Genomic DNA, 14,067 nt, shown 5'->3' on the forward strand with positions numbered 1-14,067 from the left:
ATCAGCCGGCAGGCGTGATCTCGGCGATGTCCATCTCCCACACCGAGTTGTACACGGCGCCGGTGACGGCATCCGCCGTGGCGATGTTGCGACCGGGGACGATCAGCGGAACGAAGGGACCCTCGGTCTGCATCGCCTCGGCGAACGAGGTGAAGGCCTCGCTGCGCTGGGCCTCATCGGTAGCGGCGGCAGCACCGGCTGCGATGCCTGCGATCTCGGGGTTCGCCTCAGCCGCCCAGCCGGCACGCAGGCCGACCTTCAGACCGGGAGCGAACGGAAGGAAGTTCGCCGAGTCGGCGTAGTCGGGGCCCCAGAACCACAGGCCGAAGCCCTCGGTGCCGTTGACGTACGCGTCGAGCTCGGTGGCGAACGGGGCAGGCGCGAGTTCGACGGCGATGCCGGCATCCTCGAGCTGAGCCTGGACGCGCTCGGCGAGCGGGGTGAACTCCACACCGCCGACCGGGTAGTCGTTCGGGAACTGCAGCTTCAGGGTCTGACCCGTGTAGCCGGCCTCGGCCAGAGCAGCCTTCGACTTGTCGAGGTCCTGCTCCACACCGCTGTCGAGGGCGCCCTCGAATCCGGGCGGGATCACTCCGGTCGCCTGCACGGCGCCGGCACCCGCGAGCTCGAGCAGCGCGTCGTAGTCGAGCGCGTAGCGGATCGCCTCGGCGATCTTGACGTTCGCGAGCTCGCCCGCGACGGCCTCGGACTGGTTGAGCAGCAGGAAGATCGTCTGGCCCGACGGCACCGACTCGACGTTCAGTCCGTCGCCGAGGCCCGAGACCTGGTCGCCGTTGAGGTCCATCGCGACCATCGAGTCGCCGCCCTTGAGGTTCGCGAGCTGCGTCGCACTCTCCGAGACGTTGCGCACCACGACACGGCCGTATTCGGACTCTTCGTCGCCGTTGTACTCGTCGCTCTTGGTCAGCACGACCTGCGACGAGAGGTCGAGGGTGTCGAGCACGAACGGTCCAGAGCCGGCGGAGGTTCCGTCGAGGAACTCCTGTGCGCTGTCGGTGCCGTCGGTGGTTCCGCCGTTCTCGATCACGACGTCGGAGTTGACGATGCCGAGCGCCGGGTTCGCGAGGATCGCGGGCAGCTGCAGCAGCGGCGTCTCGGAGGTGATCGAGATCGTCTTCTCGTCGACCTCGGTGATGGTCAGACCGCCCAGGAGGAAGTTCGGCTTGGCATCGGTCATGCCCTGGATGCGCTGCAGGGTGAAGACGACGTCCTTCGCCTCGATCGGCGAGCCGTCGGAGAAGACGCGGTCCCCCTCGAGCGTGAACGTGAACTCGGTCGCCTCGTCGTTCTGCTCCCACGATGCGAGGCCGGGGACGGGGGTCGAGACGTCGGAGCCCTCGAAGTCGACGAGCGTCTCGTAGAGCGCCTTGGCGATCATGTTGCCGGTCGGGTCGTAGGTGTGACCCGGGTCGGCGGTCTCGATCGAGAACGCGGTGTCGATGACGAGCGAGTCGGAACCGGAGGATTCTCCGCCGTTGTTCGCCGAGTTGCCACCGGAGCAACCAGCGAGGGCGAAGAGAGCGACGGCTCCGATCGCGATGACGGACGTGCTGCGACGTGACGACATATGGGCCTCCAGGGGCGAGGAGTTTCATCGGGTTCGGTCGACGCCGGGTGGACGACCGGTGATCAGATTCGCATTGTATGGGACTATGTGTCCAGCAAGAATGCAGACGTCATCACAGTCTGTCCAAGACCCCGCCCGTGAGGAGCATTGTGTCCACCAAGAGCGACGAAGCCACGAGGCAATCTGGACGAAGTGCCGCCCCACTGGACGACATCGGATACAGAATCCTCGAGACGCTGCGTGATAACGGTCGTATCTCGATCGCCGCACTGGCCGAGACCGTCGGGATCTCGCGGGCCAACGCCTACACCCGCGTCGAGACGCTCATGCAGGACGGAGTGATCACGGGATTCAGCGCCCGCGTCGACCAGTCGAAGGCCGGGCTGTCGATCGGTGCGCTGGTCTTCGTCACCGTGCACCCGCAGGCCTGGGCGTCGTTCCGCGAGAGCGTGCTCGAGATGCCCGATGTCGAGTGGTGCGCCATCACCACCGGCGAGCACGACGCCATGCTGCTGATCCGTGCGGTCGACGTGAGCGGCGTGCACGAGTTCACGACGGGTGTCATCGCGCAGCTGCCCGAGGTGCGCACGGTCGTCAGCGTGGTCGTGCTCGACGAGGTCATCCGCCGGTCGTTCCTGCTGCCGAGCGACCTGCCCGAGCGCGACCTGGCCACGCCGCTGGGCATGACGCGGTGGACGCCGGCGACGCCGGGCCGAGACATGCTCCCGCCACGCTGACCCGCGGCGGAACGAGCCGTCAGGCGGCTGCGGGCTCTTCGCAGACGCTGAGCTGCGGCAGTCCGTGCATCTCGTAGTGCTCGACGAGGCGGATGCGACCGTCATCCGTGAGCTCGAGCCGGCTCTCCCCGTCTCCGGTCACGACGGTGCCGTCGGAGACGAGCACGTGCACGAACGAGACCCAGATGGTGTCGCCGGTGCGGGTGCCGACGAAGCGCCCGAAGGTGACGGTGTCACCGGAGTAGTCGCCCCAGATCGCCCCGTCCTTCTCCCAGTACACGAACTCGCTGGGCGATTCGGGATCCACGGCCGAGGTGGTCGACGAGACCATCAGGAACCGGCGGCCGTCGAGGGAGGGGATGGTTGCAGTCGTGCTCACCCTCCGATTATGGAGGGGGTGGCGGCGACTCTCATCTCGCCTCGTGAACCGTCTGGGTCGGCCGCCGGACGGGCGCGCGGAGCGAGACGAATTCCGCAGAGAGGCTCCCCGGCGCGCCCTTTCGTCTGACCACACGATCGGGGTCGAGGTGCCGCATCGCCGTCGAGACCTCGGGAGTCGGGAAGGCCCCCGGGTACCGTGGGTCGCATGCACTGGATGCCTGACACCTCTGCCGGAGACTGGCTGCGCGAGCGTCTCGACGACCCCTGGAACTCGACGATGCACGCCGTGGTGCCGCACGGCTTCCCCGCGTATGCGCGCATCCTGCACCCTGCGATCGTGCGATCGCTCCCCGACCGACCGGTGCCGACCTACGACGACTACGACCGGATGCCGGAGGCCGAGCGACAGTCGCTCCTCGATCGGTTCATCGATGAACCGGCGACATGGGCGCAGACGGCCGCCGCCTTCGGCACGACGCTGCATCCTCTCGCTCAATGGCAGCGGATCGTGCGCACTCCGCCGGAGACCGACTGGAACGCGCGGATCTCCCCCGACGGGCGCGAGTTCACCGCGCCGATGGACGGCGTCGTCTCGCCTGAGGTGCTCGCGACCGTCGTGGGTCATCTCGTCGCGCATACCGCGACGCCGGATGTCGGATTCGCCGCGCTCTGGGAGGGCACGGGCGGGCTGCTGGGTCACCTCGGACACGGCCCCTCGCGCACCTTCCTCACGTTCGACGACGACCCGAACCACCGGGCGATGCTCGACCGCAGCATCCGCGATCCGCTCAACAACGCGTTCCGCAAGCCGACGTGGCAGGAGGGCATCCTGTCGCGCGAGGTCTCGGAGGGTCCGCGGCTGCAGCTGCGGGACCGCGATCACGTGCTGTTCCGCGGTGCGCCGCGCATGTTCGCGCGTCGGGACTGGGTGCTCGACGTGCCGTGGCGGGATCGCGAGTCCGAGGAGCACGGGTTCGCGCCGGCCGCGCAGAGCCCCAGCATCCTGTGGCCCGACGATCACGCCTGGGTGCTCGTCACCGAGGTCGACTACGACTCGACGATCATCGCGGGGTCCGCCGAGCTGATCGCCGAGCTCATCGCCGACGACCTCCTCGAGGTCTTCGCCATCCCCGAGAACGCCGAACTCACGTGGGACTCCGACGAGGTGAACCGATGACGGCACCGCAGCCGGCCGCATCGTTCGACGCCCGCCCGCTCACCGATCCCGTCGACGCCCGGGCCGTCAGCACCTTCAACGCCGAGCTGCGCTCGCGGGGCAAGATGGGCGGCTCGGCCACGACGATCGTGGCCTTCGTGATCTTCGGCATCGCGTTCCTCGCGGCCATGACGGTCGTCGGCGCGACGATGGTCTCGCTGCTCACCGACGCAGGGTCGTCGTCGTTCGCCGGCATCGGGATCCTCGTCGCCGCGGTCGTCGGGATCACGATCGCCTCCGTCGGCTGGCGCCGATCCCGCATCGCGCGGTACCGCCTCGACGCATTCGCCCGGGCGAACGGCATGACGTACGAGGCCAGGGTCGCCGATCCTGCCCTTCCGGGCATGCTGTTCGGCCTCGGACGCTCCCGAGAAGCCACCGATCTCGTGCGAGGCGCGAAGCCTCGCTTCGTCGAGTTCGGCAACTACCGATACACGACCGGGTCGGGGAAGAACTCGACCACCCACCGCTGGGGCTACGTCGCCGTCAAGCTCGATGTGCCCCTGCCGAACATCGTGCTCGACGCCAAGGGCAACAACGGCTTCGGGTCGAATCTGCCCGCGTCGTTCCAGCGCGAGCAGCGCCTCTCGCTGGAGGGCGACTTCGATCAGTACTTCACGCTGTACTGCCCCGAGGGGTACGAGCGTGACGCGCTGTATCTGTTCACGCCCGACATCATGGCCAGGTTCATCGACAATGCCGCCGAGCTCGATGTCGAGATCGTCGACGACTGGATGTTCCTCTATACACAGCGCAAGGCGTCGACCCTCGACCCTGCGACCTGGGCGTGGCTGTTCGGAGCCGTCGGCGCCTTGATGACGAAGCTCGATCAGTGGGAGCGCTGGCGCGATGAGCGTCTGCGGCTCGAGAGTGCGGCTCCGGCGTCTCCGTCGCCCGCCCTCGCACCGGTGGGCGCGTCCGCGAGTCTGCCCTTCGCTCCGCCGGCCGGTCTTCTCGCTCCCCCGCCAGGAGTCGCGCGTGAGGGACGCCGGCTGAAGCGCAGCTTCCAGTGGGTGCCGATCGTGTTCCTCGTCGGCTTCGCACTGATCTGGTTCTGGTTCAGGTCGTTCTGAGGGAACCCCCGAGGGTGGGTTGTGGGGGTGGGTGCTGACTGGGGATCAGCGCTCCCACCCCATCCCCCCTCGGGATCAGAAGAAGATCTGACTCTCCCTCCGCAGGACGGTCGAACCGTCCACGCGCGGGTCAGCTGGGGACTGACGACTCTGCGCGTATATGAGTAATGGTATACCGGTATACGTTGCATTCCATTGCGTCCGAGAGACTCGACCGAACACGTTGCATCCGGTCCAGAAACGTGCGAAATGAGGGTCTGGGGCGCCTTTCCGACACCGCATTCGTGCATACCCTCCTCGCACCGTGATCTCCGTTACCCAGAGTGACGCGTCCGGCCCCACCCCCGTCTGCATGCAAGAGAATGGAAGGTGATGTCTGAACTCGAAGATCACACCCAGTGGCAGGCCGATCGCCGCGCCTCCGTCACCTCTGCGACCGGCAACCTCGCGCTGATCGAGACCCGCTGGACGGGCGAGGCTCCCGATCTGGATGCCGAGCGGCAGGCCGCATCCGACACGGTGACCGTGACGCCGATCCAGCGCACGAACATCGAGACCGGGGAGGCCGAGCACGGGCTGCGCGTGTGGGATGCCGAGTCCCCCGCCATCCGCGCCTTCGACCGCATCGACACATACGAGTACGACCCGGCATGGGTTCTCGAGGGACACTTCACGCCGGTCTCCGGCGATCGTCGGGTGTCGTTCGAGCACATCCGCGACAACGGCGGCACGCGTGAGCTCGTCGTCCCCGGCGACATCCACTTCGTGCTCGACGGCCGCGCGTACGACCTTGCGGCCTTCGACGACGGCGGCACGCTGCTGCTCGTCTTCGGCGACGAGACGAACGGTTCCGAGACCTACGGATCCGGCCGCTTCCTCTTCGTAGAGCTCCGTGACGACGAGGGCACCGTGGTGCTCGACTTCAACCGCGCCTTCGTGCCGCCGTGCGGATTCAGCGCCCAGTACAACTGCCCGCTGCCGCCGGCATCCAACCGCTTCCCCCTGCCTATCCGAGCAGGCGAGAAGAACGTCGTCTTCCGCGACGGCTTCGACATCTACGCGGCGTGACGCCGCGCACCCTCACCCTGGAGCACTCATGAGAAGAACCCGCATCCTCGGCGCGCTCGGCGCCGTCGCCACGCTCGCCCTCGTGGCCGGCTGCGCGTCGGGCGCCACCGACGACGCCGCGAGCGAAGACGCCACCATCTTCATCGGGTCGCTGTACGAGCCCACCAACCTGAGCAACACGCAGGGCGGCGGCCAGGGTGTGACCGAGGCACTGACCGGCAACGTCTACGAGGGCCTCTATCGCCTGACCGACGACGGAGAGGTCGAGCCGCTTCTCGCCGAAGCCGCCCAGGTGTCGGATGACGGCCTGACCTACACGATCACTCTGCGCGACGATGTGACGTTCCACTCGGGTGACCCGCTCACGTCCGCCGATGTGAAGTCGAGCATCGAGGCCGTCATCGCCGAGGACTCCGTGTCGGCGCGCAAGTCGAGCTTCACGACCATCGCCGACATCGCGACGCCCGATGACCAGACCGTCGTCTTCACGCTGTCGCAGCGGTCGATCTCGTTCCTCTACAACCTCAGCTACGTCTGGATCGTCAACGACGAGGCCGGTGACATCACCGGCACGGAAGACGGCACCGGCCCCTACACGCTCGACGAGTGGAAGAAGGGCTCGACCCTGACCCTCGAGCGCTGGGACGACTACTGGGGCGAGCCCGCCAAGAACGGCGAGGTCGTCTACACGTACTTCACCGACGCGACCGCTGAGAACAACGCTCTGGCCACCGGCGAGATCGACGTGATCACCAGCGTGCAGAGCCCGGACTCGCTCGCGCAGTTCGACGGCGACGACTACGTCATCAGCGAGGGCACCTCGACGACCAAGGAGCTGCTCGCCTTCAACGACCGGGTCGCCCCGTTCGACAACGCCCTCGTGCGCAAGGCGATCTACTCGGCCATCGACACCCAGAAGCTGCTCGAGTCGATCTGGGGCGACTACGGCACGCTCATCGGATCGATGGTGCCGCCCACCGACCCCTGGTACGAAGACCTCACCCAGGTGAACCCTTACGACGTCGACCTCTCGAAGGATCTGCTCGCGCAGGCCGGCTACGCCGACGGCTTCACCTTCACGCTCGACACCCCGAGCTACGACCCGCACCCCGCCGTCGCGGAGTTCCTGCAGTCGCAGCTCGCCGAGGTCGGCATCACGGTCGAGATCAACACGATCAGCGCCGACGAGTGGTACACGAAGGTCTTCAAGGAGCAGGACTTCGAGGCCACCCTGCAGGAGCACGTGAACGACCGCGACGTGGTCTGGTACGGCAACCCCGACTTCTACTGGGGCTACGACGACGCCCAGGTGCAGCAGTGGGTCGCCGAGGCCGAACAGGCCGCCACGACCGACGAGCAGACAGCTCTGCTGAAGCAGGTCAACGAGAAGATCGCCGAGGATGCCGCGAGCGTATGGTTGTACCTGTACCCGCAGATCGTGGTCGCCTCGAGCGACCTCAGCGGTTACCCGGTCAACGGCCTGAACTCGCAGTTCTTCGCCTACGACATCGTCAAGTCCTGACGCGCGAGGGGGATGCCGCGTGTCGGCATCCCCCTCTTTCATCCTGAGAAGCCATGCTCGCCTACCTGCTGCGCCGCCTCGCGTTCCTCGTGGTCTCGCTCGTCGTCGCGATGATCGCGATCTTCGTGCTGCTGCGGCTGCTCCCCGGCGACCCGGCTAACGCCCTGCTCTCGGTGAATGCGACACCCGAGCAGATCGCCGCCGCCCGCGCACAGGTCGGCTCGGATCAGCCCCTCCTGCAGCAGTTCACGACCTGGGCCGGTCAGCTCCTGCGCTTCGACCTCGGTGAGTCGTTCCTGAGCTCGCGTCCGGTCGGCCCCGACATCGCCGATCGCCTCGCCGTGACCCTCCCACTCACACTCATCGCGTTCACCGCCGCCCTTCTCGTCTCCCTGGTGATCGGCATCACCGCCGCCGTGAAGTCCGACCGCTGGTACGGCATCGCGCTCTCGGGATTCGCGCAGCTGGGTGTTGCCGTGCCGGTGTTCTGGGTGGGCGTCGTGCTCGTCTGGATCTTCGCACTCGGCCTCGGCCTGCTGCCGTCCGGCGGATTCCCGCGCGACGGCTGGGAGGATCCGGCCGACGCGCTACGCTCTCTCGCGCTGCCGGTGACGACGATCGTGATCGTGATGAGTGCATCCCTCAGCCGTTACGTGCGCTCCGCCACCCTCGACGTGATCGGCAGCGATTACCTCCGCACCGCGCGCGCCGGCGGGTCGGGCATGTCCGAGGCGCTGCTGCGTCACGGAGTGCGCAACGGCTCGGTGCCGGTCGTCGCGGTCCTCGGCATCGAGCTGTCCACCACGCTGCTCGGCGCGGTCGTCGTCGAGAGCGTCTTCACTCTTCCCGGTCTCGGCAGTCTGCTGCTGTCGGCCATCGAACAGCATGATTTCCAGGTCATCCAGGGCGTCCTCGTCGTCAGCACCCTCTTCGTGCTGCTCGTCGGGTTCGCCGCCGACATCGTGCAGCGCCTGATCGATCCGCGACTGCGCACGAGCGTCTCGGGCAACCGATGAGCCGCGTCGCCGAGCAGCTGATCACCGGATCCGTCCCCGTGCGGAGGCGGCCGAAGGCGACCCTGCTGATCGGGCTCGTGCTCACCGGCATCATCGTGCTCATCGCGCTGGTGTCGCTGTTCTGGCTCCCCTATCCGCTCGCCGACACGAGTGGAAGTCGTCTCGAGGGGCCGAGCGCCATGCACCTGCTCGGCACCGATCGGCTCGGCCGCGACCTGCTCTCGCAGCTCATGTGGGGTGCGAGGATCGCCTTGATCGTGGGCGTCTGCTCGGTCGCGATCGCCGCCGTTCTCGGCGTGATCGTCGGACTGATCGCCGCCTTCTCACGGCCATGGGTCGACGACACGCTCTCCGCCGGACTGGACGTCGTGATCGCCTTCCCGGTGCTGCTGCTCGCGATGCTCGTCGTCGCGGTGCAGGGAGCGTCGCTGTGGTCGGCGGTGCTCGCGATCGGACTGGCGATGTCGGCGGTCGTCGCGCGTCTCACCCGCATCCTCTCGCGCCGCGTGCTGCAGGAGCAGTACATCACCGCCGCACGCACCAGCGGCACGGGTGTGCTCGGCATCGTGTTCCAGCACGTGCTGCCCAACATCGCACCGACCCTCGCGGTCAGCCTGGCGCTGCAGTTCGGTGCCGCGGTGCTCGCGGAGGCGAGCCTGTCGTACCTCGGGCTCGGTGCCCCGCCGCCCAACGCCTCATGGGGTCGGATGCTGCAGGAGGCGCAGGGCACCGTGCTCACCGCGCCCGTCGGCGCGATCGCCCCCGGCATCGCGATCATCGCCCTCGTGCTCGGGGTCAACTTCCTCGCCGACGGCCTGCGCGATCTCGCCGACCCGACCCGCAGGAGGAGCCGATGAGCATTCTCGAGGTCGCAGGGCTCACCGTCCGCTCCGGATCCGGGGCTCTCGTGCGCGATGTCTCGTTCTCGCTTCAGCCCGGCGAACGCCTGGGGCTGATCGGCGAGTCCGGGTCGGGCAAGTCGCTCACCTCGCTCGCGGTCACCGGCCTGCTGCCGGATTCTCTCGTCTCGTCCGGGTCGGTGCTGCTCGACGGGCACCAGGTCGTCGGTGCGCGGGATGCCGACCTGAGGCCGTTGCGCGGACCGGTCGCCCAGATCGTGTTCCAGGAGCCGCTCACGGCGCTCGACCCTCTGATGAGGGTCGGTCGCCAGATCGCCGAGCCGCTGCGTCGTCATCTCGGCCTGCGCGGCGCGGAACTGCGGTCGGCCGTCACGGCGGCGCTCGATGAGGTGTCGCTGTCGGACCCGCGATTCGCGCGCGCCTACCCGCACGAGCTGTCCGGCGGTCAGCGCCAGCGTGTGGCGATCGCCATCGCCTTGGCCGCCCGGCCACAGCTGCTCATCGCAGACGAACCCACCACCGCGCTCGACGTGACCGTGCAGGATGCCGTGCTCACGCTGCTCGAGCGACTCGTCGCCGAACGCGGCATGGCGTTGCTGTTCATCAGCCACGACCTCGCCGTCGTGTCGCGCATGGTCGACCGCATCGTCGTGCTGCGCGACGGTCTGGTGGTCGAGGAGGGGGCGGTCGCCGAGGTGCTGCGGCGCCCCGCGGAGCCGTACACGCGGATGCTGGTCGACAGCGCTCGCGCGCTCGATGCGTTCCTCGATGCGAAGGAGGCTGACGCATGAGCCTCCTCGAACTGCGCGGTGCCGGCTTCGCCTACGGATCGCGCCGGGTGCTCGACGACGTCTCGCTGAGCCTCGACGAGGGAGACTCGCTCGGCCTCGTGGGCGAGTCGGGTGCGGGCAAGTCGACGATCCTGCGGCTGATGCTCGGGCTCTCGGCACCACGCGATGGACAGGTGCTCTTCGACGGTGCTCCCCTGTCGCTGCGCGACCGTGCGCAGATGCGCCGCTTCCGCGCGAGCGTGCAGCCGGTGTTCCAGGATCCGTACTCGTCGCTCGACCCCCGTCAGCGCATCGACCGCATCATCGGCGAGCCCCTGCGTTCACTCGGCCTCGCCTCCGGCGACGACGCGCAGCGCCGCATCGCCGAGGCCCTCGAGTCGGTCGGGCTTCCCGCCGACACCGCCCGCCGATACCCGCACGAGTTCTCGGGCGGCCAGCGTCAGCGCATCGCGATCGCCCGAGCCGTGGTCTCGCGCCCGCGCGTGCTGCTCGCCGATGAGCCGGTGAGCGCCCTCGACGTGACGACGCGCGTGCAGGTGCTCGAGCTGCTCGACCGCCTGCGTCGAGAGAACGGCCTGTCGCTCGTGATGGTGTCGCACGATCTCACCGCGATCGCGTCAGCCTGCGACCGCACCGTGGTGCTGCAGAACGGCCGCGTCGTCGAACAGGGCGCCACCGCATCCGTGCTGCACGCACCGCAGGACCCGTACACCCGGGCGCTGGTCGACGCGGTTCCGCGACTCCCCCGCTGAGTCGCGGCAGTCGCTCGTCATGGATGGCTGGCCGTTTCACGGATGGCTGCCCGACCGTCGGGGTGTCTACAGCCAGCCGACATCGTCTAGCAGGGTGGCCGCAGACGACTCCGTGGTGTCAGGCTGACGCGTGCCAGGCCTCTCGTAGCGCGACCACAGAATGGGTCATGTCCGAGTCAGGGAGATGCACAGGGCCATCGGAGATGTCCACGTTCTGAAGCGGGTCATCCGCGAGATGCTGCGGGAACACATGGCAGTGGAGGTGCGGGGCCCGATGTCCCATCACCAGGTAGTTGATCTTCCGCGGGTCGAATGCCCTGTCGACGGCCCGGCCTGCGCGCTGCACATCGCGCCAGAACGCGCTGAGCTGGCCGGCATCCAGCTGACCGAGGTCAGTGAGATGCTCACGGAGGATCACGACGGTGTAGCCGGGATGCGCCTGGTTTCGTACCAATCGGACGTGAGTCATCTCGGTCGAGGCCACCAGGATGCTGTGCTCGTTCTCCGGCAGATGTGCGTCGGCACACATACCGCAGACCTCCGGGTCCACGAGTTCGGCCCACTCCTCATCCGTCCACCACATCGGCCCATGGTAACCAGGCGCGAGGGCGGCCACGGTAGAACTCACGGCATCCCGGCCATGCTTTGGCTGGTTGCTCCGGCAGCCTGTCGCGGTTTCGCCCGGATGGATCCGCGAAATCGACTCCACTCACCGGGGCTGAAATCCGTATCGCTTCATTGTCTCCTCAGTCGTGCGCAACTCACCGGCCGCTGACTGCCTTCGTGCGTCTTCAATATCCTGACCGATGCCTGGCTGCGACAACCAAAAGTCGACGAGAGGCGATACGCAGTCCTTCAACTCACTCCTGTATACGCGCTGCATCTCGCCTTTCTAGTCCGATGCGCTGCCAACAGAGGCATACTTCTGGCCACATTTCCCTCAGCTCCCCGAAGGCGCGAGGCCGAAGTACTGCAGCTCCGCGTCGTTCAGCATCCGCGAGCGGATCAGGAACCGCATTCCAGTGGGACCCTCGACCGAGAAGCCGGCACCGCGGCCCGGCACGACGTCGATCGTGAGGTGGGTGTACTTCCAGTACTCGAACTGCGATTCCGACATGAAGACCTCGACCGGGGAGTCGAGCCCCACACCGAGGGCGCCGAGCAGCACATCGCTCGGCCCGGTGATGAACATGCCGACCGGGTAGCACATGGGTGACGAGCCGTCGCAGCATCCGTCCGACTGATGGAACATCAGGGGTCCGTGCTGCACGGTGAGATCGCGGATGAGGGATGCCGCGGCATCCGTCACGTCGACCCGCTGATAGGTGCCGATGCTGACCATGGTCCGAGCCTTCCTGCAGGTGGTTCCGGGCGGGCGCTGCCGGTGCAGCGCCCGCCCGGAGGTCGAGCTCAGAAGAAGCCCATCGGGCCTTCTGCGTACGAGACCAGGAGGTTCTTGGTCTGCTGGTAGTGGTCGAGCATCATCTTGTGGTTCTCGCGACCGACGCCCGACTGCTTGTACCCGCCGAACGCCGCATGCGCCGGGTACTGGTGGTAGGTGTTCGTCCAGACACGACCAGCCTCGATCGCCCGTCCCGCGCGATAGGCCGTGTCGCCGCTGCGGCTCCACACTCCCGCACCCAGTCCGTAGAGGGTGTCGTTCGCGATCGAGATCGCATCGTCGAAGTCATCGAACGAGGTGACCGAGAGCACCGGGCCGAAGATCTCCTCCTGGAAGATGCGCATGTCGTTCGTGCCCTCGAACACGGTCGGCGCAACGTAGAAGCCTTCGCTGAGGTCGCCGCCGAGATCGACGCGGTCGCCACCCGTGAGCAGTCGCGCGCCTCCCTGCTTGCCGATGTCGATGTAGCTGAGGATCTTCTCCAGCTGATCGTTCGATGCCTGCGCTCCGATCATCGTGGCCGGATCCAGCGGGTTGCCCTGCACGACCCTGCCGACGCGTTCGAGGCCGTCAGCGAGGAAGCCGTCGTAGATCGAGCGCTGGATGAGCGCCCGCGACGGGCAGGTGCAGACCTCTCCCTGGTTGAGAGCGAACATCGTGAAGCCCTCGAGCGCCTTGTCGTAGAACGGGTCGGCGGTGTCGCGGGCGACGTCCTCGAAGAACACGTTCGGGCTCTTGCCTCCCAGCTCCAGGGTGACCGGAATGAGGTTCTGCGACGCGTACTGCATGATCAGACGCCCCGTCGTGGTCTCGCCCGTGAACGCGACCTTGCGGATGCGCTTGTGCTGCGCGAGCGGTGCACCCGCCTCGATGCCGAAGCCGTTCACGATGTTCACGACCCCCGCGGGCAGCAGATCGCCGATGATGTCGAAGAGGAACAGCAGGGATGCCGGCGTCTGCTCGGCCGGCTTGATGACGACGCAGTTGCCTGCGGCGAGCGCCGGCGCGAGCTTCCACACGGCCATGAGGATCGGGAAGTTCCACGGGATGATCTGTCCGACCACGCCGAGCGGCTCGTGGAAGTGATACGCGACGGTGTTCTCGTCGAGCTGGCTGATGCCGCCCTCCTGCGCCCGGAGCACTCCGGCGAAATAGCGGAAGTGATCGACGGCGAGTGGGATGTCGGCGGCGAGCGTCTCGCGCACGGGCTTCCCGTTCTCCCAGGTCTCGGCGACGGCGATCTCCTCGAGATGCTGTTCGATGCGGTCGGCGATCCTGTTGAGGATCACGGAGCGCTCCGCCGGGCTGGTCTTGCCCCAGCTGGCGAAGGCCTTCCAGGCGACGTCGACCGCGCGGTCGATGTCCTCGACGGTGCCGCGGCCCACCTCGGTGAAGGGCTTGCCGTTGACGGGGCTCACGTTGTCGAAGAACTGGCCCTTGACGGGATCCACGAACTCTCCGCCGATGTAATGGCCGTACCGCGGACGGTAGGTAGCGAGGGCGCCCGGCTGACCGGGAGCGGCGTAGGCGGTGGACACGTCTTCTTCGACGATGGTCATCGGGACTCCTTCGACGGGCCGCGGCGTCGGTGCTGCGGGCTGTGTCTCGAAGGTAGGTCGGCAGAGGTTGCGCCCCGATGCGCAACGTTGCGGATGGTTGCA

The 14,067-nt window shown here is 67.5% G+C and carries 14 protein-coding genes; 9 read left to right on the forward strand and 5 right to left on the reverse strand.

Features of this window, described 5'->3' with window-relative positions; translation table 11 throughout:
- Position 1: 1 nt before the first annotated feature.
- The gene (locus AKG07_RS12445; RefSeq protein WP_053098209.1) at positions 2–1,588 is read right to left on the reverse strand and encodes an ABC transporter substrate-binding protein; all 1,587 of its coding nucleotides are present in this window, start codon (positions 1,586–1,588) and stop codon (positions 2–4) included.
- 149 nt (positions 1,589–1,737) lie between these two features.
- Between AKG07_RS12445 and AKG07_RS12450 the strand changes: the two genes are divergently transcribed.
- A complete protein-coding gene (locus tag AKG07_RS12450) occupies positions 1,738–2,325 on the forward strand; it encodes an Lrp/AsnC family transcriptional regulator (RefSeq protein WP_230101269.1) in 588 nt (195 codons plus the stop codon).
- Between the two features lie 19 nt (positions 2,326–2,344).
- On the opposite strand, the gene AKG07_RS12455 is transcribed toward AKG07_RS12450, so the two are convergent.
- The gene (locus AKG07_RS12455) at positions 2,345–2,704 is read right to left on the reverse strand and encodes a hypothetical protein (protein WP_230101268.1); all 360 of its coding nucleotides are present in this window, start codon (positions 2,702–2,704) and stop codon (positions 2,345–2,347) included.
- A 216-nt stretch (positions 2,705–2,920) separates the two neighbouring features.
- Here AKG07_RS12455 and AKG07_RS12460 point away from each other — a divergent pair, with 216 nt between their 5' ends.
- The 8 genes from AKG07_RS12460 (at position 2,921) to AKG07_RS12495 (ending at position 11,004) form a co-directional block, all read left to right on the forward strand.
- Positions 2,921–3,883, forward strand: coding sequence for a hypothetical protein (locus AKG07_RS12460; protein WP_233277264.1), 963 nt, complete (start codon positions 2,921–2,923; stop codon positions 3,881–3,883).
- Complete coding sequence (locus AKG07_RS12465; protein ID WP_053098210.1) at positions 3,880–4,995, forward strand: hypothetical protein; 1,116 nt, start codon at positions 3,880–3,882, stop codon at positions 4,993–4,995. Before AKG07_RS12460 ends, AKG07_RS12465 begins: the two co-directional genes overlap by 4 nt.
- Positions 4,996–5,367: 372 nt before the next feature.
- Complete coding sequence (locus AKG07_RS12470; RefSeq protein ID WP_053098211.1) at positions 5,368–6,063, forward strand: DUF1684 domain-containing protein; 696 nt, start codon at positions 5,368–5,370, stop codon at positions 6,061–6,063.
- A gap of 28 nt (positions 6,064–6,091) precedes the next feature.
- Positions 6,092–7,585 (forward strand): ABC transporter substrate-binding protein, encoded by a 1,494-nt coding sequence (locus AKG07_RS12475; RefSeq protein ID WP_053098212.1) that lies wholly within the window; start codon positions 6,092–6,094, stop codon positions 7,583–7,585.
- A gap of 53 nt (positions 7,586–7,638) precedes the next feature.
- Positions 7,639–8,601, forward strand: coding sequence for an ABC transporter permease (locus AKG07_RS12480; protein ID WP_053098213.1), 963 nt, complete (start codon positions 7,639–7,641; stop codon positions 8,599–8,601).
- Entirely contained in the window at positions 8,598–9,458 is an 861-nt protein-coding gene (locus AKG07_RS12485; RefSeq protein WP_053098214.1) for an ABC transporter permease, read from the forward strand. Before AKG07_RS12480 ends, AKG07_RS12485 begins: the two co-directional genes overlap by 4 nt.
- Entirely contained in the window at positions 9,455–10,252 is a 798-nt protein-coding gene (locus AKG07_RS12490; RefSeq protein WP_053098215.1) for an ABC transporter ATP-binding protein, read from the forward strand. The genes AKG07_RS12485 and AKG07_RS12490 overlap by 4 nt, the downstream gene beginning before the upstream one ends.
- Complete coding sequence (locus AKG07_RS12495) at positions 10,249–11,004, forward strand: ABC transporter ATP-binding protein (protein ID WP_053098216.1); 756 nt, start codon at positions 10,249–10,251, stop codon at positions 11,002–11,004. The genes AKG07_RS12490 and AKG07_RS12495 overlap by 4 nt, the downstream gene beginning before the upstream one ends.
- Positions 11,005–11,122: 118 nt before the next feature.
- Here the strand turns inward: AKG07_RS12495 and AKG07_RS12500 are convergent, their stop codons facing one another.
- From AKG07_RS12500 to exaC, 3 genes are all read right to left on the reverse strand, one after another.
- The gene (locus AKG07_RS12500) at positions 11,123–11,587 is read right to left on the reverse strand and encodes an HIT family protein (protein WP_053098217.1); all 465 of its coding nucleotides are present in this window, start codon (positions 11,585–11,587) and stop codon (positions 11,123–11,125) included.
- Between the two features lie 357 nt (positions 11,588–11,944).
- The gene (locus AKG07_RS12505; protein ID WP_053098218.1) at positions 11,945–12,346 is read right to left on the reverse strand and encodes a DUF779 domain-containing protein; all 402 of its coding nucleotides are present in this window, start codon (positions 12,344–12,346) and stop codon (positions 11,945–11,947) included.
- A gap of 68 nt (positions 12,347–12,414) precedes the next feature.
- Positions 12,415–13,965 (reverse strand): acetaldehyde dehydrogenase ExaC, encoded by a 1,551-nt coding sequence (gene exaC / locus AKG07_RS12510; protein WP_053098219.1) that lies wholly within the window; start codon positions 13,963–13,965, stop codon positions 12,415–12,417.
- Between the last annotated feature and the right edge of the window lie 102 nt (positions 13,966–14,067).

This window comes from Microbacterium sp. CGR1 (genome assembly GCF_001266755.1).
Lineage (GTDB): Bacteria > Actinomycetota > Actinomycetes > Actinomycetales > Microbacteriaceae > Microbacterium.

Excerpts from the sequence above, each read along its gene's own strand:
- AKG07_RS12485 (WP_053098214.1), top strand. The coding sequence starts at position 8,598 with ATGAGCCGCGTCGCCGAGCAGCTGATCACCGGATCCGTCCCCGTGCGG.
- AKG07_RS12465 (WP_053098210.1), top strand. The coding sequence starts at position 3,880 with ATGACGGCACCGCAGCCGGCCGCATCGTTCGACGCCCGCCCGCTCACC.
- AKG07_RS12505 (WP_053098218.1), bottom strand. The coding sequence starts at position 12,346 with ATGGTCAGCATCGGCACCTATCAGCGGGTCGACGTGACGGATGCCGCG.
- exaC (WP_053098219.1), bottom strand. The coding sequence starts at position 13,965 with ATGACCATCGTCGAAGAAGACGTGTCCACCGCCTACGCCGCTCCCGGT.
- AKG07_RS12490 (WP_053098215.1), top strand. The coding sequence starts at position 9,455 with ATGAGCATTCTCGAGGTCGCAGGGCTCACCGTCCGCTCCGGATCCGGG.
- AKG07_RS12445 (WP_053098209.1), bottom strand. The coding sequence starts at position 1,588 with ATGTCGTCACGTCGCAGCACGTCCGTCATCGCGATCGGAGCCGTCGCT.
- AKG07_RS12500 (WP_053098217.1), bottom strand. The coding sequence starts at position 11,587 with ATGTGGTGGACGGATGAGGAGTGGGCCGAACTCGTGGACCCGGAGGTC.
- AKG07_RS12470 (WP_053098211.1), top strand. The coding sequence starts at position 5,368 with ATGTCTGAACTCGAAGATCACACCCAGTGGCAGGCCGATCGCCGCGCC.
- AKG07_RS12495 (WP_053098216.1), top strand. The coding sequence starts at position 10,249 with ATGAGCCTCCTCGAACTGCGCGGTGCCGGCTTCGCCTACGGATCGCGC.
- AKG07_RS12460 (WP_233277264.1), top strand. The coding sequence starts at position 2,921 with ATGCCTGACACCTCTGCCGGAGACTGGCTGCGCGAGCGTCTCGACGAC.
- AKG07_RS12475 (WP_053098212.1), top strand. The coding sequence starts at position 6,092 with ATGAGAAGAACCCGCATCCTCGGCGCGCTCGGCGCCGTCGCCACGCTC.
- AKG07_RS12480 (WP_053098213.1), top strand. The coding sequence starts at position 7,639 with ATGCTCGCCTACCTGCTGCGCCGCCTCGCGTTCCTCGTGGTCTCGCTC.